This window comes from Wenzhouxiangella sp. XN24, from assembly GCF_011064545.1.
Classification (GTDB): Bacteria; Pseudomonadota; Gammaproteobacteria; order Steroidobacterales; family XN24; genus XN24.
Map to the genome: position 1 here is coordinate 20387 of NZ_JAAMFG010000021.1, position 20460 is coordinate 40846.

General features: G+C 68.1%; 18 protein-coding genes. 6 read left to right on the top strand and 12 right to left on the bottom strand.

Annotated features, from left to right (window positions below; genetic code table 11):
* Positions 1 to 4: 4 nt before the first annotated feature.
* Genes G6032_RS01505 through G6032_RS01515 form a run of 3 tightly spaced genes read right to left on the bottom strand, consistent with a single transcriptional unit; the run spans position 5 to position 2543 of the window.
* Entirely contained in the window at positions 5 to 817 is an 813-nt protein-coding gene (locus G6032_RS01505) for a metal ABC transporter permease (RefSeq protein WP_206211742.1), read from the bottom strand.
* Positions 817 to 1569: a metal ABC transporter ATP-binding protein gene (locus G6032_RS01510; RefSeq protein WP_165280368.1), complete on the bottom strand. Its 753-nt coding sequence runs from the start codon at positions 1567 to 1569 to the stop codon at positions 817 to 819. Before G6032_RS01510 ends, G6032_RS01505 begins: the two co-directional genes overlap by 1 nt.
* Positions 1566 to 2543: a zinc ABC transporter substrate-binding protein gene (locus tag G6032_RS01515; RefSeq protein ID WP_165280369.1), complete on the bottom strand. Its 978-nt coding sequence runs from the start codon at positions 2541 to 2543 to the stop codon at positions 1566 to 1568. The genes G6032_RS01510 and G6032_RS01515 overlap by 4 nt, the downstream gene beginning before the upstream one ends.
* An 80-nt stretch (positions 2544 to 2623) precedes the next feature.
* Between G6032_RS01515 and ttcA the strand changes: the two genes are divergently transcribed.
* Entirely contained in the window at positions 2624 to 3436 is an 813-nt protein-coding gene (gene ttcA / locus G6032_RS01520; protein WP_165280370.1) for a tRNA 2-thiocytidine(32) synthetase TtcA, read from the top strand.
* 69 nt (positions 3437 to 3505) lie between these two features.
* Here ttcA and G6032_RS01525 read toward each other — a convergent pair whose 3' ends face one another.
* Both G6032_RS01525 and G6032_RS01530 read right to left on the bottom strand, forming a co-directional pair.
* Positions 3506 to 3769 (bottom strand): RNA-binding protein, encoded by a 264-nt coding sequence (locus tag G6032_RS01525; RefSeq protein ID WP_165280371.1) that lies wholly within the window; start codon positions 3767 to 3769, stop codon positions 3506 to 3508.
* 113 nt (positions 3770 to 3882) lie between these two features.
* Positions 3883 to 6462 carry a mechanosensitive ion channel domain-containing protein gene (locus G6032_RS01530; RefSeq protein WP_165280372.1) on the bottom strand — a complete coding sequence of 860 codons (2580 nt, stop codon included), beginning with the start codon at positions 6460 to 6462 and terminating at the stop codon, positions 3883 to 3885.
* A 132-nt stretch (positions 6463 to 6594) separates the two neighbouring features.
* On the opposite strand from G6032_RS01530, the gene G6032_RS01535 reads away from it, so the two are divergent.
* Entirely contained in the window at positions 6595 to 7386 is a 792-nt protein-coding gene (locus G6032_RS01535; RefSeq protein WP_165280373.1) for an SDR family NAD(P)-dependent oxidoreductase, read from the top strand.
* An 18-nt stretch (positions 7387 to 7404) separates the two neighbouring features.
* On the opposite strand, the gene G6032_RS01540 is transcribed toward G6032_RS01535, so the two are convergent.
* Complete coding sequence (locus tag G6032_RS01540; RefSeq protein WP_165280374.1) at positions 7405 to 7794, bottom strand: Arm DNA-binding domain-containing protein; 390 nt, start codon at positions 7792 to 7794, stop codon at positions 7405 to 7407.
* Complete coding sequence (locus G6032_RS01545; protein ID WP_165280375.1) at positions 7791 to 9584, bottom strand: monovalent cation:proton antiporter-2 (CPA2) family protein; 1794 nt, start codon at positions 9582 to 9584, stop codon at positions 7791 to 7793. The genes G6032_RS01540 and G6032_RS01545 overlap by 4 nt, the downstream gene beginning before the upstream one ends.
* Positions 9585 to 9784: 200 nt before the next feature.
* Here G6032_RS01545 and G6032_RS01550 point away from each other — a divergent pair, with 200 nt between their 5' ends.
* Together G6032_RS01550 and G6032_RS01555 are read left to right on the top strand one after the other, a co-directional pair.
* Positions 9785 to 11188, top strand: a complete 1404-nt coding sequence (locus tag G6032_RS01550; protein ID WP_165280376.1) for a hypothetical protein — start codon at positions 9785 to 9787, stop codon at positions 11186 to 11188.
* Between the two features lie 19 nt (positions 11189 to 11207).
* Positions 11208 to 12518, top strand: a complete 1311-nt coding sequence (locus G6032_RS01555) for an AarF/UbiB family protein (protein ID WP_165280377.1) — start codon at positions 11208 to 11210, stop codon at positions 12516 to 12518.
* Positions 12519 to 12571: 53 nt separating this feature from the next.
* Here the strand turns inward: G6032_RS01555 and G6032_RS01560 are convergent, their stop codons facing one another.
* From G6032_RS01560 to G6032_RS01575, 4 genes are read right to left on the bottom strand one after another with little or no spacing between them, the layout of a single operon-like run.
* Positions 12572 to 13207, bottom strand: coding sequence for a TIGR02466 family protein (locus tag G6032_RS01560; RefSeq protein WP_165280378.1), 636 nt, complete (start codon positions 13205 to 13207; stop codon positions 12572 to 12574).
* Positions 13204 to 13914, bottom strand: coding sequence for an aspartate/glutamate racemase family protein (locus tag G6032_RS01565; protein WP_165280379.1), 711 nt, complete (start codon positions 13912 to 13914; stop codon positions 13204 to 13206). The genes G6032_RS01560 and G6032_RS01565 overlap by 4 nt, the downstream gene beginning before the upstream one ends.
* Before the next feature lie 4 nt (positions 13915 to 13918).
* A complete protein-coding gene (locus tag G6032_RS01570) occupies positions 13919 to 14371 on the bottom strand; it encodes a DUF6231 family protein (protein ID WP_165280380.1) in 453 nt (150 codons plus the stop codon).
* A 13-nt stretch (positions 14372 to 14384) separates the two neighbouring features.
* The gene (locus G6032_RS01575) at positions 14385 to 15638 is read right to left on the bottom strand and encodes a DUF819 family protein (RefSeq protein WP_165280381.1); all 1254 of its coding nucleotides are present in this window, start codon (positions 15636 to 15638) and stop codon (positions 14385 to 14387) included.
* Between the two features lie 85 nt (positions 15639 to 15723).
* On the opposite strand from G6032_RS01575, the gene G6032_RS01580 reads away from it, so the two are divergent.
* Positions 15724 to 17034, top strand: coding sequence for an NADH:flavin oxidoreductase/NADH oxidase family protein (locus tag G6032_RS01580; RefSeq protein ID WP_165280382.1), 1311 nt, complete (start codon positions 15724 to 15726; stop codon positions 17032 to 17034).
* Positions 17035 to 17069: 35 nt separating this feature from the next.
* Entirely contained in the window at positions 17070 to 17531 is a 462-nt protein-coding gene (locus G6032_RS01585) for a DUF3144 domain-containing protein (RefSeq protein ID WP_165280383.1), read from the top strand.
* An 81-nt stretch (positions 17532 to 17612) separates the two neighbouring features.
* On the opposite strand, the gene G6032_RS01590 is transcribed toward G6032_RS01585, so the two are convergent.
* The gene (locus G6032_RS01590) at positions 17613 to 20357 is read right to left on the bottom strand and encodes a pitrilysin family protein (protein WP_165280384.1); all 2745 of its coding nucleotides are present in this window, start codon (positions 20355 to 20357) and stop codon (positions 17613 to 17615) included.
* Positions 20358 to 20460: the final 103 nt, after the last annotated feature.

Sequence of the window (20460 nt, forward strand, 5' to 3'; positions counted from 1 at the left end):
TTTGTCAGCGGCGGCCGCGCCGCAACAGCGCGGCCAGCAGGTATGCGATGCCCGCAAGCACGATGATCACGGGCCCGGAAGGCAGGTCAGGGGCATAGGAGATCGCCAGTCCGCCGGCGGTGAAAGCCATGCCCAGCAGGATGGCGAGGCCCATCATCGCGCCGAGCGACACCGTGAAGCGCCCGGCGATGGCGGCCGGCAGGGTCATCAGGGCGATCACCAGGATCAGGCCGACGACCTGGATGAGCATCACGACGGTCAGCGCCACCAGGACCAGCAGCAGCAGGTAATATCGTTCCATCTTGAGGCCGCGCACGCGCGCGAATTCCGGGTCGAAGCACACGGCGAGGAACTGGCGGAAGAACAACCCGGTCAGGACGAGGATCACGATATCGAGCGCGGCGATGAGCTGCAGGTCGCTCGAGGACATCATCAACAGGTTGCCGAACAGGTAGCCGATGAGATCCACGCTGTAACCCGGGGTCTTGGCGATGAACAGGATGCCGATGGCCATGCCGAGCGCCCAGATCGCCGAAATCGCGGTGTCCTCGCGTTCCGCGAAGCGCAGCTTGACCCAGCCGATGATGAGCGCGGCGAAGACCGCGGCCACCAGTGCGCCGGCCAGGGGATCGATGCCGAAATACCAGGCGGCGCCCATGCCCCCGAGCACGGCGTGCGCGATCGCACCCGCCAGCAGGCTGATGCGCTGCACGACGACGTAGCTGCCGACGATGCCGCAGCCGATGCTGGCGAGGAGCCCCCCCGCGAGAGCGCGTTGCAGGAAATCGTGCTCCGCCAGGGCCTGGAGAAACTCCATCAGCTTCGATCCGGCGCCGATCCGTGGGGATGCGCATGATGCACGGCCCGGACCGGGTGCCCGTAGAGCTCGTTGATCACTTCGCCGGTGACTTCCGAGGTGCCGTGGCAGATCAGGGTCCGGCTGATGCACGCGACCCGCTGCACGTAGCCGGTGACGAACCCGACGTCGTGCGAGACGAGCACGACCGCCATGCGGTCGCTCAGTTTCGCAAGGAGGGCGAACATGTCCTCCTCGGCGCGCTGGTCGAGGTTCGAGGTGGGTTCGTCGAGCAGCAGCAGGCGCGGCTCGGCGGCGAGCGCGCGGGCGATCAGCACGCGTTGCAGTTCTCCGCCGGACAGCGCGCTGAGTGGTCTGCCCGCGAGCGCATCCAGCTCGGTTTCGTGGATCGCGCGGGTGGCCGCGGCCCGGTCGGCCGCGCTCCAGCGGAGTCCGGAGCCGACCCCCAGCCGGCCGAGCAACACGGCCTGCGCGACGGTGATGGGAAACTCGCGCGGAAACAGCGCGAACTGCGGCACGTACCCGATGTCTTCGCGCGCTGCATGGGGCGGCCGGCCGAACACTTGCACTTCGCCCTCGCGCGGCTTGAGCAGTCCGGCGGCGAGTTTCAGGAGCGTGCTCTTGCCGCCCCCGTTGGGGCCGATCAGGCCGATCAGCTCGTGGGGGCCGATCTCCAGGTCCACGTGTTGCACGACGTCCGGGCCGTCTCCGTAACCGAAGCTGACATCCCGGAAAGACAGTGAGGCCGTCACGAGCCGTCGTCCGCGCCCGCGCCGTCGAGCGCGGCCGCCATGGCGATGGAAACGCGTCGCAGGTTGTCGATGTAGTCCAGGGCCAGCGGGTCGGCCTCGACGGTCGGCACGCCCAGGGCCTCCGCCACGGCGCGCGCGCTGCGCTGGGTGAACTGGCGCTGGACGAACACCGCCTTGACGCCGGCCGCGCGGCCGCGGCGGATCAGCTCGGCGAGGCTCCGCGGGCCGGGTTCGCGCCCCCCGATCTCGATGGGCAGCTGCACCAGCCCATAGGCGTCCGCAAAATATCCCCAGGAGGGGTGGAACACGATGAAAGCCCGACCCTCCAGCGGCGCGAGGCGTGCGGCGATCTCGCGGTGCAGGTCGAGCAGTTCCTCCTGCAGGGCGGCGGCCCGTTCCCGGTAATAGGCGGCTCCCTCGGGATCGAGCCGGGCCAGCGTGTCCGCGATGCGTTCCGCCATCCGCGCCGCCAGGCGCGGATCCGTCCACGTGTGGGGGTCCGGAGCGCCGCCATGGTCGTGATCGTGGTGATGGTCATCATGACGGTCGTGATCGTGCGTGCCCGCAGGCGAACCTTCGGTCAGTACGTCGCTCTCCTCCGTGCGACGCAACGGCAGATCCTCTGCCAGGGGAATAATCTCCAGGCCGGGCCGGTCGCGCACGATTCGGTCGAGCCAGACGGCTTCGAAATGCACGTCGATGGTGAACCACGCCTGCGCGGTATCCAGGGCGGCGAGCGTGGCGGGTCCGGGTGCGTAGGTGGCGGGGCTGTCTCCCGGCTGCACCAGCGTGAGCACCTCGACCCGCGACCCGCCGATCCGCTCGACGAGGTACTGCTGCGGCAGGATGCTGACGACCACCTGCGGCGTCGCGGCCCCGGCGGCCGCCGCCGGCAACAGGGCCAAGGACGACAGCACCAGGGCCGAGATGACCATGGACGACAGGCGGACGATCAGGGGGCTGGCAGGACGCATCCTGATATTCTACCGCGCCGGTCAAGCCTCCCCGCGGAAGTCCCGTCGGTTAGAATGCGCTCCCCCCGGGAGGAAGCAGGATGAACGACGAGGGCGCACTCTCCGCCACGGCCCGCCGCCTCGAATCGCGGCTGCGCAGCCAGGTCGGCAAGGCGATCGAGGATTACGGCATGATCGCCGACGGCGATCGCGTGATGGTGTGCCTGTCGGGGGGCAAGGACAGCTACGCGCTCCTCAGCCTGCTCATCGCGCTGCAGCGCGCGGCGCCGGTGAGCTTCGAGCTTGTCGCCGTGAACCTCGACCAGAAGCAGCCGGGTTTCCCGGCGCACGTCCTCCCGGAGTATCTCGCGTCCCTCGGGGTGCCTTTCCATATCCTGGAACAGGACACCTACAGCGTGGTCAAGCGGGTCATCCCGGAGGGGAAGACCACCTGCGGCCTCTGCTCGCGGCTCAGGCGGGGCGCCCTGTACAGCTTCGCCGCCGCGCAGGGATTCGACAAGATCGCCCTGGGGCACCATCGCGACGACATCATCGAGACGCTGTTCCTGAACCTGTTTTTCGGCGGCACCATCAAGGCCATGCCGCCGAAGCTGCGCAGCGACGACGGACGCAACGTGGTGATCCGGCCGCTGGCCTATTGCCGCGAGAGCGAGCTGGCGCGCTACGCCACGGCCAAGCAGTTTCCCCTCATTCCCTGCAACCTGTGCGGCGCGCAGGAAAACCTGCAGCGACAGGAGATCAAGGCGATGCTGGCGGACTGGGAGCGACGTTTCCCGGGCCGGATCGACTCCATTGCCGCCGCACTCGGCAATGTCGCGCCTTCCCAGCTGCTCGACACACAGCTGTTCGACTTCGCCGGCCTGGCGGCGGCGAGCAGGGCTGCAGCAGACTAAAAGGAACCGATCGCCGCGGGTGCAGCGTGCTACAGGCCGGGGCAGGCGGGACCGGCGCCCGCCCGGAGGTCAGAACCTCGGTGGCCGGGGCGCCCGGGGACGGGCTTCGTTGATCTTCAGGGCGCGTCCACCCATTTCGTGGCCCTCGAGGGCCTTGATGGCGTTGTCCGCGTCAGCGTCAGGCATCTCGACAAACCCGAATCCCCTCGGCCGGCCGGTCTCTCGATCGCTCACGATCTTGACCGACTGGACGTCGCCAAAGGGGGAGAACAGGCCACGGACTTCTTCTTCTGTGGCGGTGAAAGGCAGGTTGCCTACGTAGATCGACTTCATGTCATGAGGCTCTCAACAACGGATCGGGATCAGGGAAGCCACATGGGCATCCGGTCCCAAGCATACGACAGCGCTGCCGCGGGGCAAAGCGGGGGAATTACGTGGTTCGAGCGCTACGATGTCCCGCCGGAGGATGGCCCGGAACCCTGACCTCCTCGCGAGCCGGGCCCGGGATCGGGTGATGACGCTGCGTCGCTCGCGGGGGCATCGCCGACCTCGGGAGAGCGAACCGCGCCGATCCGCGCGACGGCGGCGGAGTCCACCGAGCGGAGGTGAAGGTCGCGTTGCGGGAAGGGGATCTCGATTCCCGATTCGTACAGCGCATCGTGCACGGCGAGCGTCAGGTCGCTCTTGATGGTGAGGTAGTTGTTGAAATCGTCCGTCCACGCGCGGAGCGAGAAATCCAGCGAGCTGTCGCCGAAGCCGAGAAACAGCGCGGCGGGTTCCGGGTCCTCGAGAACTTTCTCGTTGCGACGCGCCACGGCCAGGAGCAGTTCGATCACTTTGCGGGGATCCGTGCCGTAGGCCACGCCGGCCAGGATCTCGATGCGCCGGCGCATATCGGACAACGTCCAGTTGGTGACTTCGTTGGATATCAGGTTGGCGTTCGGCACGATCACCTCGGCGCCGTCGAAAGTGCGCACCGTGCTGGAGCGCACGCCGATGCGCGTGACGTTGCCGAACGTCTCGGTGAACTCGATGGTATCGCCGGATTGCACCGGGCGCTCGAAGGCCAGGATCAGGCCGGACACGAAGTTGTTGACCACGTTCTGCAGCCCGAAACCGATGCCGACGGAAAGTGCGCCCACGATGATCGCGAAACGATCGAGCTGGATGCCGGCGGCCGCCACGGCGAACACGACGGCGATGCCCAGGATCGTGTAGTTGACCAGCATCGAGATGGTGGCCGCCACGCCCCGCGGCAACGTGACCCGCGGGAACACGTCCACGTCGAGCACGAAGCGCAGCAGTCGCGAGAGGAGCAGGCCCAGCCAGATCGCGAGCGCGAAACCGAGGATGTCGCCGAGCGATATCGACACCGTTCCGATCCTGGCCCTGCTGAACAATATTCCGGAAACCACCTGGCCGAGCAGGCCATCGAGACGAAACAGCCGGAGGGTGGCCACGATCCAGCCGATGAGCACGACGAACGGCAGGATGCGCATCACCCAGCCGTCGATGGCGGCACTGTGCCAGCGGACGAGGTTCGATTTTCTCAACAGCTGCGTCTGCAGCATCGCGTTGAGCGCAGCCCGCGTGACGACGACCCCGGCGAACAGCACGATGCCGGCAAACGCGCTGCCGATCACCGCATTGGTGAGCAAACCCGCCAGTGACACATAGCCGCCGATATTTGCCAGCAGCGCGGTCAACAGGACCAGGCTGCCGGCTCGTCCGGCGAAACGCACCGCCCGCCACCATGGTCCCGCCTCGAGCTTCGCCGCCGGCCCGCCGGGACGGAACATCAGGGCGGCGACCGCGAGCGCCGCAGTGGTGAGCAAGAGCAGCGTGTAGCGCTCCAGGCTGGTCCCCGTGCCGAGCAGGATATCCATCCGCAACAACGCATACAGGGCGATGACCTGGTAAAGGGGGCCCCGCAAAACCGGGCTGACGATGGGCGGCAGCATGCGCAGCAATGGCAGGATCAGCAAGACGCCGAACAGCTCCCTCAGTACCGGTGGCGCGTCCGGGTAGAGCCACGCGCCGGCGAGAATCGCCATGACGAGCGCGGCGGCGAGGGGGAAACGGAATATGGCGAGCGTCGGGGCGAGCCCGGGCCTGTCGCCGACCCATTGGTCGACCTTGCGTGCCAGCGCGAAGAAGAATACGAGCAGCAACACCAGCAAACCGGCATGGAGGGCAAGGGCGCCTTCCCTGGCCGCCAGGTAATTCTGCAGCGCCTGCCAGTCGCCTTGCCATGCGTGCCGGGAGCCCTGGAGGTCGCCGAGCGAGATGTCACTGCGCCAGATCGCCGGATGCTCGGGCTCGAACAATTCGGCGCCCGCTTGCGCCATGGCCGCTTCGAGGATTTCGCGTCGTTCCTCGACGGGCGTGCGCCAGCGCGTCAGTTGCGCCTGCATGGCCAGGATCGTTTCCAGGCGTCCATCGACGACCTGCCGGGCGTCCTCGAGCGCATCTTGCAGGTTGTCGACGCTTTCGAGCAGTTCGGCGGGAGCGTCCCCCCCGGCCAGCGCTTCCCGGGTCAGGCGCCAGGTCTCGCTCGCCTGTTGCAGCGACTCCAGCCGCTGGCCGAGTTCGCTGCCGCGCCGGGCAAGCGGCAAGCGTAGCGAAGTCAGGTCGCGGCGCAGCCCGTTGACCCGTTCCAGGGCATTCTCGAGGCTCCGCAAGTCGGTGGCCGGCAGGGGTTCGTCGAGTGTCTCGAGGCGCGTTTCGAGCCCCGTGAGCTGCTCGGCAATCGACTCGACTTCCGGGTCGGGCCGGGCGGCATTCACCGCGCGCCGCACGAGTTCCCGTCCCTCGTCCAGCCGGTCCGGCACCGCTTGCAGGGGGACCGCCCTCAGTGGCGCAGGCGCCGTTTCCTCGGCAGGCTCCTCGGTCTCGGCCCTGTCCGGCACGCTGATTCCCGGGAGGACCTGGGCGATGGCCGGCGCGCCGGCAGAGAGACCGCAGGCGATGCAGAGCACGGCCAGGAGCAGCATGGCGGCGCGGGGCGATGACTTCGCAGGCGGCATGGCGCAATCCATTCTTGAAACAAACTCCCGTAGCTTAGATCCCTGGCCCATGTTGCACACGTTTCCGGCCGCCGCATCCATGTCGGTCCACAGGACGAAAGCGACGCTGAATTCTACGCCACTGGTGAAGACATGAACCCTCCGGCGCCGGACCCCGTGCTCGCCAGCTTTCCCCAACCCTTCACCGCGCTGGTCGCCGGGGCGAATCGCGGCATCGGCCTGGCTTTCGTCCGGCACCTCGTGGCGGGCGGGCAGGCGCGACGGATCTGGGCGGGCTGTCGGGACCCGGAGGCGGCCGGGGAACTGGCCGAGCTCGCCGCCGTCGCGCCGGCCGTGCGCATCCTGCAACTCGACGTCACCGACGAGCAGGTCCTCGCCGACGCCGCCCGGGAGGCGGGCGAAGAAGGCTCGACGGTCGAGTTGCTGATCAACTGCGCCGGATTCCTGCACAGGCCGGGTGGACCGCAACCGGAACGGCGTCTTGCCGAGGTCCGCGCAGACTGGCTCCAGGAGTCGTTCGCGGTCAACGCGGCCGGCCCGTTGTTGCTGGCCAAGCACTTCGAGCGGCTGTTGCCGCGGCGGGATCGTGTCGTGTTCGCGAGCCTCTCCGCCCGCGTGGGCAGCATCGGCGACAACCGGCTCGGCGGCTGGTATGCCTATCGTGCGGCCAAGGCGGCGCAGAACATGTTCATCCGGACGTTATCCATCGAGCTGGCACGTCGCGCGCGCGGTTCGATCTGTGTCGCCTTGCATCCCGGCACCACCGACACCGGCCTGTCGCGCCCGTTCCAGGCCGGTGTTCCCGAGGGCAAGCTGTTCAACACGGCGTTTTCGGCCGGGCGGCTGCTCGCGGTGATCGACGGGCTGAAACGCGACGACACCGGCGGATTCTTCGCCTGGAACGGGGAGCGAATTCCCTGGTGAGGGGAGGCGCGACGTTGCTCAGCGCAGCAGCCAGACCACCGCGAGGCCCAGCAATGCGGCGAAGCCAAGGCCCAGGCCGAACGCCAGCAGGGGCTTGTCTTCGAGAAGGCCGACGAAAAAGCCGCGGCGGGGCGCCGCGGCGCTGAGCTCGCCGGAGCGGGCCAGTTCGCTTTCCACCGCGAGGATGCGGCGCGCCTGCGCGAGCGCCTCGCGGGCGCCGTCCGCGTTGAGTTCCGGAAACAGGCCGAGGGTCCGGCGGCGCGCGAAACCGTCCACCGAATAGACCAGCACCCAGCACTTCGTGCCGTTGGGAAACACCGAGAACACCAGCCCTTCCCCCAGCGGGGTGTCGTAGCGGCGTTCTTTCGGCGGCAGGTCGCGAAAATAGTCGTCCGTCAGCTTGCTCATTTCTCTTTGGCCTTCACCGCGCTTTCCACGTCATGTTCGTCGCTATGGAACAGGAACGCGAGTTCCCGTTCAGCCTCGCGGACCGTCTGCACGAGGCGGCCCTCGTCCTGGTCCACCGCGCGTTCCCGCTCCAGCAGGTTCTCGTCGAAGCGGCGGAACTGGCGGATGCTGTCGGCCGCCATGTCCGGCGGATCGCCAAGCGCCTGCAACAGGTTCTCCGCCATTTCCAGGCTCGACACGTAGTTTTCGCGAATGACGTAGTCCACGTTCCGGTTGCGCAAGGCCCGCGCATGGGCGCGATCGGTGGCGCGGGCAAATATCTTCAGGTGCGGGAAATGGTGTTTCACCAGTTCGACCGTGCGCACGGAAGCCTCGATATCCTCGATGGCGACCACGAACAGCTTGGCTTTTTCCACGTGCGCCGCGCGCAACAAATCCAGGCGCGTCGTGTCGCCGTAATAGACGACGTTGCCGAAGCGGCGCACGAAGTCGACCTGCCGGCTGTCGGACTCGAGCGCGGTGAAGGGGATCCGGCGCATGTTCAGGACGCGCGCTACGACCTGGCCGAAGCGACCGAGGCCGGCGATGATGACCTCGTGGTCGCGATCGGATTCCACCTTGTCCCATTCACGCTGGTCTTCCTTCTCGCGGGTGGCCCGGCCGACGCGTTCATCGGCGATCACCAGGAAGGGCGTCGCCATCATGGACAGGCTGACGACCAGGATCAGCAGCTCGAACAGCTCGCGATCGATGAGGTTGCCCTGCAATGCGGCGGCGAACAGGACGAAGGCGAATTCGCCGCCCTGGGCGAGCACGAACGCCAGGCTGCGCGCCGAGCTGGTCGGCAGGCCGCTGAGCCGGCCGACCACGAACAGCACCAGCGCTTTCAGGGCGATCAACGCCACGGTCATGGCGATGATCCGCCAGGGTATTTCGACCAGCAGGCCGAGGTTGGTGGACATCCCGACGGCGACGAAGAACAGGCCGAGCAGCAGGCCCTTGAAGGGCTCGATCTCGGCCTCCAGTTCGTGGCGGAACTCGGAATCCGCCAGCAGCACGCCGGCGAGGAAGGCGCCGAGCCCGGCCGAGAGCCCGACCTGGGTCATCAGCAGCGCGGAGCCGACCACCACCACCAGTGCAGTGGCCGTGAATATCTCGTGGCCCCCGTCGCGGGCCGCGATCCGGAACATCGGCCGCAACAGCCAGCGACCGCCCGCAATCAGGGCCAGCACGGCGCCGATCTGCAACACGTACCCGCTGCCTGAGACCGGCGTGCCGCCGGCCCCCGGGGCGAGCATCGGGATCAGGGCGAGCAGTGGAATGACGGCGATATCCTGCAACAGCAGGATGGTGAAGGCGGTCCGGCCGTGCCGCGTCGTCAGTTGCCGGCGCTCGGCCAGCAATTGGAGCACGAAGGCCGTGGAGGACAGTGCCAGGATCAGGCCGACGATCAGCGCCGATTTCCACGCCAGGCCGAAAGCGATTGCCGCGCCCGCCAGCACTGCGCCGGTGACGAGGACCTGCGCTGCACCGGTGCCGAAGATGCCGCGCCGGAGCGCCCACAGGCGGGTCGGCTGCAATTCCAGCCCGATGATGAACAGCAGCAGGACCACGCCGAACTCGGCCAGGTGGAGAATCCGGTCGACGTCGGCGAACAGCTTCAGTCCCCAGGGCCCGATGATGATGCCCGCCGCGAGGTAGCCGAGGATCGAGCCGAAACCGAGCCGACGGGCGATGGGCACGGCGATCACGGCGGCTACGAGATACGCGAGCAGTTCGGTCAGCGACATCGAATTCTCAGGAAAGGGCGGGCGCCATCAGGCAGAGCATAACCAAGCGGGCGGCGAATTTCCCGGCCGGAAACATGAAGCTTTTCCGTCAAGCCATTATGCTTGTAGGGGATGCGTAGCGAGTCGCACCCCTCGAGCATGGCATGAATCCGTGCGACTGACAGGTATCGCGCCCCACAAGCCCGCCCAGGAGCCCCGGAATGGATTACGAAATGGCCCGCCGGCCCGAAGTCTGGTTGATCACCCTCGCGGGCATCGGCTGGTTCGCGTGCGGTGCCGACGGCGGTCTCGCGGGAATCCTGGCCGCCACGGTGCCGGGGGCGCTGCTGCTGGCGTGTGCCGTGGGCATGGTGTTCTTTCCGGGCGACCGGCTGATCCCCCGGACCGGGGTGACGGGGGCGTTCGTCGGGCTGGTGTTCGCGGTGCTGTTGCTGCTGTTCGCGCCCTTGACGGCGGTGTTCCTGGGCGCGCTGTCCGTCGGGGCCGGACTCGCGGCGGCTCGGCTTGCGGCGGACGACCTGGTGGTTCCGGAGGGTTTGCCCGTTCCGGAACTCGACCTGGCATTGAGCGCGGAAATCGCGCTGGACGAGACGGTGCTGGGCAGTCTCACCACCATCATGGGCGTCTACAGCGAGCCGGTGCAGGCCCGGGTCGGCGAGGAGCTCGAGGCCACGCTCGACTGGTTGCGGGCGGGCGGCTGGCTGGAGAACCCGGCCGCGTTTCACGAGGCGCCGCCGCCGATCGGCCCGTCGGCCATCGCGGAGCGGCGCAGTGCCGGCCTGGACTGCGAGATCATGCGTTTCGAGAGCGAGTTCGCGCCGCGCCAGGGCGCCCCGGGTCGCGACCGGTGGCTCGGCTACCGGGCGAACCGGACCGAGGAGGTGCGCATCGTGCGCAGCGGACGGACGCGCGACTGGCTGATCTGCGTCCACGGCCTTGCCATGGGCCGCGACTGGCTCGACCTGCGCGCCATGAATGCGGGCTGGCTGCACCAGACGGGGCTCAACCTGGCGTTGCCCGTGCTGCCGCTGCATGGCCCCCGGTCGATCCATGGCGTCGCCAGTGGCGCCGGCTTTATTTCCGGCGACGTGAGCAACACGCTGCACGCGTTGACGCAAACCGTCTGGGATGTCCGGCGCCTGGTGGCCTGGCTTCGCGACGAAGGGGCCGAGCGGATCGGCCTGATGGGTCTCTCGCTGGGCGGCTACACCACCGCGCTCATCGCCTCGCTGGAGGACGATATCGATTGCGCGATCGCGGGCATCCCGGCGGCCGAATTCGGCGAGCTGACCTGCTATCACGCCAGCGGCCGTGCGCTGGCCCTGGCCACCGCCGAGGGCATCACGCCGGATCGAATCTCGCTTGCGCTGACCCCGGTGTCGCCGCTGGCCCTGCCCCCCCGGATCGCGCGGGAGCGGCGCTTCATATTCGGTGCCCTCGCCGATCGCTTCGTGCCGCCCGGGCAGGTGGACGCGTTGTGGCGTCACTGGGAGCAGCCAGAGATCGAGTGGTATCCCGGCGGCCACCTGGGCTTCCGCTTTCATCGTTCCGTGACCACCTTCGTCGATCGCGCCCTGCGCGCGACCATCCTGCAGCCCCGCTGAGGCGCCCCGGAGAATCATCATGAGCAATGCCGCCGAACTGCTCGGCCTGACGGTGAAAGGCGCGCTGCGCCTGGGGCAGACCGGGCGGGTGCTCGCCGGCACGGGGGTGAGCTGGCTGATGGGCGACCGCCCACCGCCGCCGCGCCTCGTGCGCCAGACCTTCGAGCGCCTCGGCGCGACCTACGTCAAGCTCGGCCAGTTCATCGCCAGCTCGCCGTCCATGTTCCCGGAGCCCTGGGTCACCGAGTTCCAGCACTGCCTGGACCGCACCTCGCCGTTGCCCTGGCGCACCATCCGCCGCGCCCTGCGCGAGGAGCTCGGCGACAAGGTCGAGTCCGAGTTCAGCTGGATCGATCCGGAGCCGCTGGCGTCCGCGTCCATCGCCCAGGTGCACGCCGCGCGCCTCAAGACGGGTGAAGACGTGGTGTTGAAGGTGCGCAAGCCCGGCGTCGAGAAAGTCATCGTCACCGACCTGAACCTGCTGTACCTGGTGGCGCGCGTCGCGGAACGTGTCACGCCCGGCGCCGCGCATGCCTCCCTCGCGGCCATCGTGGAAGAGATCCAGGGCTCGATGATGGAGGAGTGCGACTTCGTTCGCGAGGCCGCCAACATCGAGGCCTTCCGCGTCTATCTGGACGATACGCTGAACCGGAGCGCGGCGGTCCCACGCGTCTACCCGGCCTTGAGCACGGGGCGCGTGCTGACCATGGAGCGGTTCTTCGGCGCCTCCCTGACGGACCCGGCCGGCTTGCGCCGCTGCACCGACGATCCCGAGGGCCTGTTGGTCACGGCGCTGAACACCTGGTTCGGCAGCCTGATGCATTGCCGGACCTTTCATGCCGACCTGCACGCCGGCAACCTGATGGCGCTGCGCGACGGGCGCATCGGCTTCATCGATTTCGGCATCGTCGGGCGCATTCGCGAAGAGACCTGGCGCGCCATGTTCGCCCTTGCCGACGGCCTGCCGAGAGGGGATTTCAAGGCGGTCGCGGAGGGTCTCGCGACCATGGGCGCCACCCGCGAAGGGGTGGATACGGCGCGACTTGCGACCGACCTCGAGGCGCTGTTCCGGCGGCTTGATCTTGCGCCCGGTGGGCCCGGCGACGCGGCGGACTACCCGGTCTACGACGAGCCGCCGGAAGACGAGGACCTGAACCGTGCGCTGATGGAACTCGTGGCGGTCGGTCGCCGCCACGGCATTCGTTTCCCGCGCGAGTTCACCCTGCTGGTGAAGCAGTTCCTCTATTTCGACCGCTACATCCGGATGCTGGCGCCGGATCTCGCGCTGTTCGGCGACGCGAGGGTCAATGCCCTGCCGAGCCTCGGGTGACCAACAGTCTCCAAGCGTCGGCTTGAAGATGCCCGGCGCCGCCTTGGTTGCCCTCAGGGCAGGTACGAATCGCGCCAGCGCAGCACGACATTGAACGAGATGGAGACGCGCAGTTCGTCCGACAGGTTCGGATGCACCAGGTGGTGCAGGAACGCCGGCCACAGCATGATCTCGCCGGCGCGCGGCAGGATGCGGTGCTCGGGATCCACCTGCGGATCGCCGCGCACCGCCATCATGTTGGCCTGCGGGCGCGGGTCGTAGAAACTGATCGCGCCCGGGTTGCGGTCGGCGCGTCCCGGCAGTGGCTTGGGTTCGGGCACCTGCAGGTAGTAGGTCCCGCTCAGCCACGAGTGCGGGTGATTGTGCAGGTTGTGGTAGTCGCCGAAGCGATTGATGTTCGCCCAGGCCTGCACGTGGTAGTCCAGCTCGTAGTCGACGCCGGCGGCCCTTGCGTAGTCCAGCACGGCGCGCTTGACGCAGCTCTTCAGCCAGCCGATCGCCGGGTGCTCGTTGTCGAACAGGTTGCCCTCGAGGTACTTGGTGGTGAGGTCCGGCCGCGCCTTTTCCATCCCGGTGAGCAGCTCCAGCAGCACCGGGTTGGCGCGCTCGGCGCCCGGCAGGCGATGACGCAGCATCAGTGTCGGCCAGAGCCGCGTGATCTCGGGTGTGTCTGCTGTCGGCTTGGTCATGGCTCCATCTCCTGGCGTTCGCCGAGGGCGTAATCGATCGCCTGTGACGCGTGGATCTCTGTCGTGTCGTAGAGGGGGATGTCAGTATCCTCGGGCCGCAGCAGCAGGCCGATCTCGGTACAGCCGAGGATCACGGCCTCGGCGCCGCGCGACGCCAGCGCCTCGACGACTTGCAGGTACGCGCGCCGGGAGCCCGGATTGATGGCGCCCCGGCACAGCTCTTCGTAGATGATCCGGTGCACGATTTCGCGCTGTGGCGCCTCGGGTACCAGCACCTCGATCCCGAAATCGGCCAGGCGATCACTGAAAAACGCCTGTTCCATGGTGAACCGCGTGCCCAGCAGCCCCACGCGCGTGATCCCGCCCCGGCGCAGCGCCGCCGCCGTCGCATCCGCGATATGCAACAACGGGATATCGATCGCCCGGGCGATCTCCGGCGCGACCCTGTGCATGGTGTTGGTGCAGATCAGCAGGAAATCCGCGCCCGCCGACGCCACGCCCTTCGCCGCCGTCGAGAGCAGTTCAGCCATCGCGGGCCAGTCCTCGCGACGCTGGAGCGCCTCGATCTCCGCGAAATCGACGCTGTGCAAAATGATTTTCGCGGAGTGCAGCCCGCCGAGCCTGGCGCGAACCTGCTCGTTCAGCAGCCGGTAGTAGACCTGGGTCGATTCCCAGCTCATGCCGCCGAGCAGGCCGATGGTCTTCATGCTGCTACCAGCGGAAGCGCTGGAAATTCTCCGGGTGCGCCCAGTCGTCCGGATTGTTCCAGCGTCGTTCCGGGTTGTACTCGTCGATGTCGTAGCGCCAGGCGATGCGCCCGTCGTCGAGACGCTCGAACGGCGCCAGCGCGAGCGCCAGCAGCGCCTCGCGTCCCAGGCAGGACCGCGCAGGATCGGCCAGCAGCAGGAACCTGTCGGTGTGCAGGTTCTTCAGCCGGCCGAGCACGGCCTCCGCGGTGGGCTCATCGACCTGTTCCAGCAGGTCGCAGACGACGACGAAATCGAAACGCCCCAGCGTGGCCAGAGTGTCCAGCGCGTCGGCGGCGGGTATCGCCGCCTCGGCCGGTATGCCATGCCCCCCGGGCGGCTCGCCGATCAACAGCAAGCGCGTCGGCGCCTCGCTCGCCAGCAGCGATGCCACGCATTCCTGTGCCGATACGCTCATCAGTCCGCCGCGCTCATCCGGCGGCGATGACGCGCAGGATCTGGCCGCACAGCCAGGCGCCGTAGGTGCCGACGCCGTAGCCGAGCACCGCCAGCAATACACCGACCGGGGCCAGCGAGGGATGGAAGGCGGACGCCACGACGGGCGCGGAGGCGGCCCCCCCGACATTCGCCTGGCTGCCGACCGCGAGGTAGAAAAACGGCGCCTTGATCAGCTTGCCGACGATCAAGAGCAGGATGGCGTGGAAGCCGATCCAGATCATGCCGACGGCGAACAGCCCCGGGTTGCTGAGGACGGCCGTGATGTCCATCTGCATGCCGATACTGGCGACCAGGATGTAGAGGAAGGCGGAGCCCACCGTCGAGGCGCCGGCGCCTTCCAGTTTGCGCGCCGGCGTGAACGACAGCAGCAGGCCGCCGGTGGTGGCGATCACCACCAGCCAGAAAAAGCCGCTGGTCAGGCTGAAGCGGTCCAGTCCCGGCGCGTTGGCGGCGATCCACGGGGCGAGTGTGTCGGCGCCGAAATGCGCGACCGCGGTCACGCCGAAGCCGATGGCGGCGAGGAACATGAGGTCGGCAAGGCGCGGGATGCGTGCGTGCTGCGCGTGGTAGGCCTCGATGCGACGCTGCAAATCCTCGATGGCCGTGGTGTCGGCGCCCGTCTTCGCGTCGATGGCCTTGGCGCGTCCTGCGAAGAACAGCAGGATCGCCAGCCAGACGCTGGCGCACAGCACATCGACCGCGATCATCTGGCCGAACAGGTTATTGCCGACGTCGAAGACTTCTTTCATCGCGGCCTGGTTGGCGCCTCCGCCGATCCAGCTGCCCGCGATGGTCGTCATGCCGCGCCACACGGCGTCGGGGCCGTCGCCCCCGACCGTCTCCGGCGAGATCGCGCCGACCACCAGCAACGCCAGCGGGCCGCCGACGATGATGCCGAAGGTGCCGGTGAAGAACATGATCACGGCCTTGTTGCCGAGGCGCGCCACCGCCGGCAGGTCGATCGACAGCGTGAGCAGCACCAGGCAGGCCGGCAGCAGGTAGCGGGAGGCGACGAAGTACAGCCGTGACTCGCTGCCGTCGATGATGTTGAAGGTGTTCAGCAGCGAAGGCAGGAAATAGCACAGCAGCAGGGCCGGGACAAAAGTGTAGAAGCGGCGGAAAAAAGGATGGCTGCTTTGCTGGGTCCAGAAGACGCCGCCGAGAATGATCGCCAGCAGTCCGAGGACCACGGCGTCGTTGGTGATCAGGGCGGTGGATTCGTTCATCGGCATCCGGCTCCTTGCTGGCGGACGATTCTACCGGAGATGAGGCCGCGCTATGCTGCACGCTGGTTTTCCTTCGGAAGCGATCATGCCCGAACTCGCCGATCACCTGCGCCTGCCCTGCGGCGCACTGTTGCCCAACCGCATCGCCAAGGCGGCCATGACCGAGGGGCTGGCGGCGGCGGACGACCGGGCCAATGAACGTCATGCGCGCCTTTACCGTCGCTGGGCGGCCGGCGGCGCGGGCCTGCTGGTCACCGGCAACGTGATGGTCGATCGCCGCTGGCTGGAGCGGCCCGGCAACGTCGTGATCGAGGATCGGCGCGGTGCGGCGGCGCTGGCCGAATGGGCGAAGGCCGGGACCTGCGCGGGCAATCACCTGTGGATGCAGATCAGCCACCCGGGGCGGCAATGCTCGCGCATGAGTTCCTCCCAGCCGGTCTCGGCCTCGACGGAGGGGCTGGACCTGCTCGGGCTGTTCGCCCGGCCGCGCGCGCTGACAGGGGCGGAGATCGAGGACGTCATCCGCCGCTTCGCCACCACCGCGACGATCGCGCGGGAGACCGGGTTCACCGGGGTGCAGGTGCATTCCGCCCACGGTTACCTGCTGGCGCAGTTCCTCTCGCCGGTCACCAACCACCGCGAGGACGAATGGGGCGGCCCGCTGGAGAACCGGGCGCGGCTGCTGCTCGAGATCGTGCGCGCCACGCGTCGCGCGGTCGGCGACGACTTCCCGGTGGCGGTTAAGCTCAACAGCGCCGACTTCCAGAAGGGCGGCTTCGATCTGCCCGACTGCGTGCGGGTGGCGGGATGGTTGGCGGAGGAGAAGATCGACCTGCTGGAAGTGTCCGGCGGCACCTACGAGCAGCCGAAACTGTTCGGCTACGAGGGGCGGGCCGAGACCGCGGCCGAGCCGCAGCGCGCCAGCACGCGGCAGCGCGAGGCGTACTTTCTCGACTACGCGCGCGAGATCCGCGCCGCGTACCCGCTCCCGATGATGGTCACGGGCGGCTTCCGCAGCCGCGCCGCGATGGCCGAGGCGCTGGCCGCCGACGAACTCGACGTGGTCGGGCTCGGGCGCCCGCTGTGTCCCGAGCCGGACCTGCCGGGCCGGCTCGCCGCCGGCAGCGTAGTGGGCGCGACGCCGCCTCCGCCGTTGCGCTTCGGCCGCAGTCGCTGGGCGGGGCCGGCCAGCCCGCTGATGCTCATGAAGTTTCTCAACGTGCAGGGCGAGATGGCGTGGTATTACCGCCAGATCCTGCGGCTCGCGGACGGCCTAGCGCCGGATCCCTCGCTGTCCATCGGCCGCGCCCTCGCGGCGCACGCGCGCGACGAGTGGCGGCTGTCGCGTGCACGGCGACGCGCGATGGCCGTGCGCCGGCCTCTCGTGGAGGGGTAGAATCGTTCCAATTGAAGCGTCTCTCGGAGCAACGGATGAGCAACGACAAGAACGGCCGCGACCAGGTCAGCGGCGAACTCAAGAAGATCATCGAGAGCTACAGCCGCCTCGCCGATCACCAGGGCCCGGCCGCGGTGCCCGAGCACGGCCGCATCAAGTTCGAGACCGAAGAGGCGCCGCCGCCCGACGAACAGGAAAAGGCCGCGATCGACCGGGAGTTCCGCCAGGTGGTGGACCGCTTCATCGCGCTGGCCAACGAGCAGATCGACAGCGTGCCCCGCGAACACGTCAGCATGGCGCTGCTCTACGCCGCGGCGCGTTTCAACTCCTTCATCGTCTCGACCCATGCGCCGAGCCGCGAGAAGTTCCGCGCCGACCGCCCCGCCGCCTTCAAGTTCTTCACCGGCGAGTATCACCGCATGCTCGGGGAAAATCTCGACGACTACGAGCGGGTGTACGAGGGCCGCGCAGACGACAAGCCCGCCGACGGCAAGTAGGCCCCGGCCGACGTACCGAACAAGGCAGGTGACGTGCGCCGGACCGCCGCGGCGTCCACCGCGGCGGTCCGGCCCGGGTCGTCAGCGCAGCACGTTGCCGTCGGCGTCCAGCACCACCACTTCGCCGAGTCCGAGGTCACGTACCGGCGCCTCGATCTGGGCGAGGTCGCCGATGATCACCCAGGTCAGGGCATCCGCGTCCAGTGATCTGGCCGCGGCGCGCACCTGCTCGACGGTCATGGCCTCGATGCGCTGCTGCTCGCGGATCACGTAATCGTCGGGGCGGTCGTAGCTGACGATGCCGCCGATGGCGCCAAGCACGGCGCCGCCCGTTTCGTAACGGCCCGGGAGGCCGCGGATGCGGTTGTTGCGGATCTTGTCGACCTCGTCCGCTGTCGCCGGCTGGTCGCCGGCGAACGCCGCGAGTTCGCGCCGGATCTCGGTGATCGACTCGGCGGTGCGATCGATCTGCACCGCGGCCGAGAGAATCCAGGGGCGCTGGCCCTTGGCGGCGGAGGCCCCGCTGCCTGCGCCGTAGGACCAGCCCTTGTCCTCGCGCAGGTTCATGTTGATCCGCGAGGTGAACGTGCCGCCGAACACGCCGTTGGCGATGTCGAGGTCCGTGGAGGCCTCGTCTGCGGTCGAGTTCACGAGCAGGCCGGCCAGGATGTTGGCCTGCACGGCGCCAGGCTGGTCAACCAGGTAGATGCGTGGCGACACCGGCCGTTCGACCGGCGCGATCGCCTTGGTCGGCAATGGCGCATCGGGCGCCTCCCAGCGGCCGAAATGTTTTTCCAGCAGCGGCACGATCTCTTCCATCGTCGTGTCGCCGACCACCAGGATCTTAACGTTGTCCGGCCGCAGCCAGGCGCGCTTAAACGCCACAAGGTCGTCCCGGCCGATCGCCTTGACCGAGGCCTCGGTGCCGCTGCCGGTGAAGGGGATGGCGTAGGCGTGGCCGTCGCCGTACAGCAGCGGCGGCAGCACGCGGTAGGCGATGGACTGGGGGCGGGTCTTCTCCTGCGCGATCGAGGCCAGCCATTGCCGGCGGACGCGTTCGATCTCGTCGGCGTCGAAGGTCGGGCGCAATGTCACGTCGGCCAGCAGCCCCAGTGACGGGTCGAGCCGGTCGGCCAGGGCCGACAGGCCGATCGTCGCGGTATCCAGGCCGGTGCCGGTGCCGATCTGTGCCCCTTCGGCTTCGATAGCGGCGGCCAGCTCGAGGGCGCTGCGCTTGCCGGCGCCTTGATCGAGCATCGACATTGCGAAACTCGCCGTGCCGAGCTTCGCGCCCTGGTCGGCTGCATAGCCCGCATCGAACTGCAGCTGGACCCGGACCGTCGGAATCTCGTGGCGTTCGGCCAGCACCACTTCGATGCCGTTCTTCAGCGTGGCGCGCTGCAGTGCCGGGAACGTGATGTCCGGAAACTCATCGACCTGCGGCACGCCGAGACTGCGATCCACGTCCGTCGGCACGGTCGCATGGCTCGGGAACGGCAGCACCGTCAGCGTGTGGTCGCCCCTGGCCAGGTAGCGCGTGCCGATCGCCTTGAGGTCGGCGGCGCTGGTGGTCTCGATATCCGTGAGCGCCTGGCGGAAACAGCCGGGGTCGCCCGTGTAGACCGCGCACTCCGCGAGCGCGTCCGACTTGCCGCCGAAGCCGCCGACCCGCTCGAGGCCGCGGATGACCTGCCCCCGCACGTGATTTTTTGCCTGCTCGAGTTCGGCCCGGCTGGGGCCGTCCTTTTTGAAGCGGGCGAGTTCCTCGTCGATGATCGCCTCGACCCGGGCCGGATCCACGCCCTGCTTGACCGAGGCGATGATCATGAACACCCCGGAGATCTCCAGCGGCATGCTGAAGGCCGTGATGTTGTCCACCAGCTGTTCCTCGTGCACCAGGCGGGCATTGAGGCGCGAGGAGGCACTGTTGCCGAGGATGTGGCTGAACAGCCCCAGCCGGTTGACGTCGGCGTGACCGTAGTTGGCCACCGTCCAGGCGCGGTAGATGCGCGGCTGCGCGACGCGGTCGTACATGATTTCGCGCGTGGACTCGTTGCGCGGCGCGATCCAGGTCTTCTTGCGGCTCAGCGGCGGGCCCGCCGGGATGTCGCCGAAGTAACGCGTGACTTTTTCGCGCGCGGTCTCGACGTCGATGTCGCCGGCCAGCACCAGCACCGCGTTGTTCGGCCCGTACCAGGTCTCGAACCACTCCTTCACGTCGTCCAGGCTGGCCGCCTCCAGGTCCTCCATGGAGCCGATCGGCATCCAGGAGTAGGGGTGGCCCGCCGGGTAGAGGGCCTTGAACATCGATTCCCACACGCGACCGTACGGCTGGTTCTCGCCCTGGCGTTTCTCGTTCTGCACCACGCCGCGCTCCTGGTCGAGCAGTTCCTGCGTGATGACGCCCTCGAAATGACCCATGCGGTCCGATTCCATCCACAACGCGAGATCCAGCGCGGTCGTGGGGACATTCTGGAAATAGTTGGTGCGATCGAAACTGGTGGTGCCGTTCTGTCCCGTCGCGCCGACGAGCTCGAAAGGCTCGAAGTACTCGCCCGGGTGGTTCTCCGAGCCCTTGAACATCAGGTGTTCGAACAGGTGCGCGAAACCGGTGCGGCCCGGCGGCTCGTCCTTGGAGCCGACGTGGTACCAGAGGTTCACGGCGACGATCGGCGCCTTGCGATCCGTGTGGACGATGACCCGCAGGCCGTTATCCAGCGTGAACTCCTCGTAGGGAATGTCCACCGCGGCAGTGGCGCCGGCGGCCATGGGCAGCGACAGGGACAGCAACAGGACGGCCGCAAGACCGTTAAGCCGGTTCATCATGGCAACACTCTCTCGGTAACACGGTTTGGCGCATAAACAGCTTGGCGGTGCGGAGCGCTTCGTCGCACCGGCCCCGGCCGGATTCCGCAGGCCCTTCGAAACG

Coding starts and splice junctions, on each gene's coding strand:
- G6032_RS01535 (WP_165280373.1), top strand. CDS start 6,595: ATGAACCCTCCGGCGCCGGACCCCGTGCTCGCCAGCTTTCCCCAACCC.
- G6032_RS01540 (WP_165280374.1), bottom strand. CDS start 7,794: ATGAGCAAGCTGACGGACGACTATTTTCGCGACCTGCCGCCGAAAGAA.
- G6032_RS01575 (WP_165280381.1), bottom strand. CDS start 15,638: ATGAACGAATCCACCGCCCTGATCACCAACGACGCCGTGGTCCTCGGA.
- G6032_RS01545 (WP_165280375.1), bottom strand. CDS start 9,584: ATGTCGCTGACCGAACTGCTCGCGTATCTCGTAGCCGCCGTGATCGCC.
- G6032_RS01530 (WP_165280372.1), bottom strand. CDS start 6,462: ATGCCGCCTGCGAAGTCATCGCCCCGCGCCGCCATGCTGCTCCTGGCC.
- G6032_RS01525 (WP_165280371.1), bottom strand. CDS start 3,769: ATGAAGTCGATCTACGTAGGCAACCTGCCTTTCACCGCCACAGAAGAA.
- G6032_RS01590 (WP_165280384.1), bottom strand. CDS start 20,357: ATGATGAACCGGCTTAACGGTCTTGCGGCCGTCCTGTTGCTGTCCCTG.
- G6032_RS01585 (WP_165280383.1), top strand. CDS start 17,070: ATGAGCAACGACAAGAACGGCCGCGACCAGGTCAGCGGCGAACTCAAG.
- G6032_RS01505 (WP_206211742.1), bottom strand. CDS start 817: ATGGAGTTTCTCCAGGCCCTGGCGGAGCACGATTTCCTGCAACGCGCT.
- G6032_RS01565 (WP_165280379.1), bottom strand. CDS start 13,914: ATGAAGACCATCGGCCTGCTCGGCGGCATGAGCTGGGAATCGACCCAG.
- G6032_RS01550 (WP_165280376.1), top strand. CDS start 9,785: ATGGATTACGAAATGGCCCGCCGGCCCGAAGTCTGGTTGATCACCCTC.
- G6032_RS01580 (WP_165280382.1), top strand. CDS start 15,724: ATGCCCGAACTCGCCGATCACCTGCGCCTGCCCTGCGGCGCACTGTTG.
- G6032_RS01515 (WP_165280369.1), bottom strand. CDS start 2,543: ATGCGTCCTGCCAGCCCCCTGATCGTCCGCCTGTCGTCCATGGTCATC.
- G6032_RS01560 (WP_165280378.1), bottom strand. CDS start 13,207: ATGACCAAGCCGACAGCAGACACACCCGAGATCACGCGGCTCTGGCCG.
- G6032_RS01570 (WP_165280380.1), bottom strand. CDS start 14,371: ATGAGCGTATCGGCACAGGAATGCGTGGCATCGCTGCTGGCGAGCGAG.
- ttcA (WP_165280370.1), top strand. CDS start 2,624: ATGAACGACGAGGGCGCACTCTCCGCCACGGCCCGCCGCCTCGAATCG.
- G6032_RS01555 (WP_165280377.1), top strand. CDS start 11,208: ATGAGCAATGCCGCCGAACTGCTCGGCCTGACGGTGAAAGGCGCGCTG.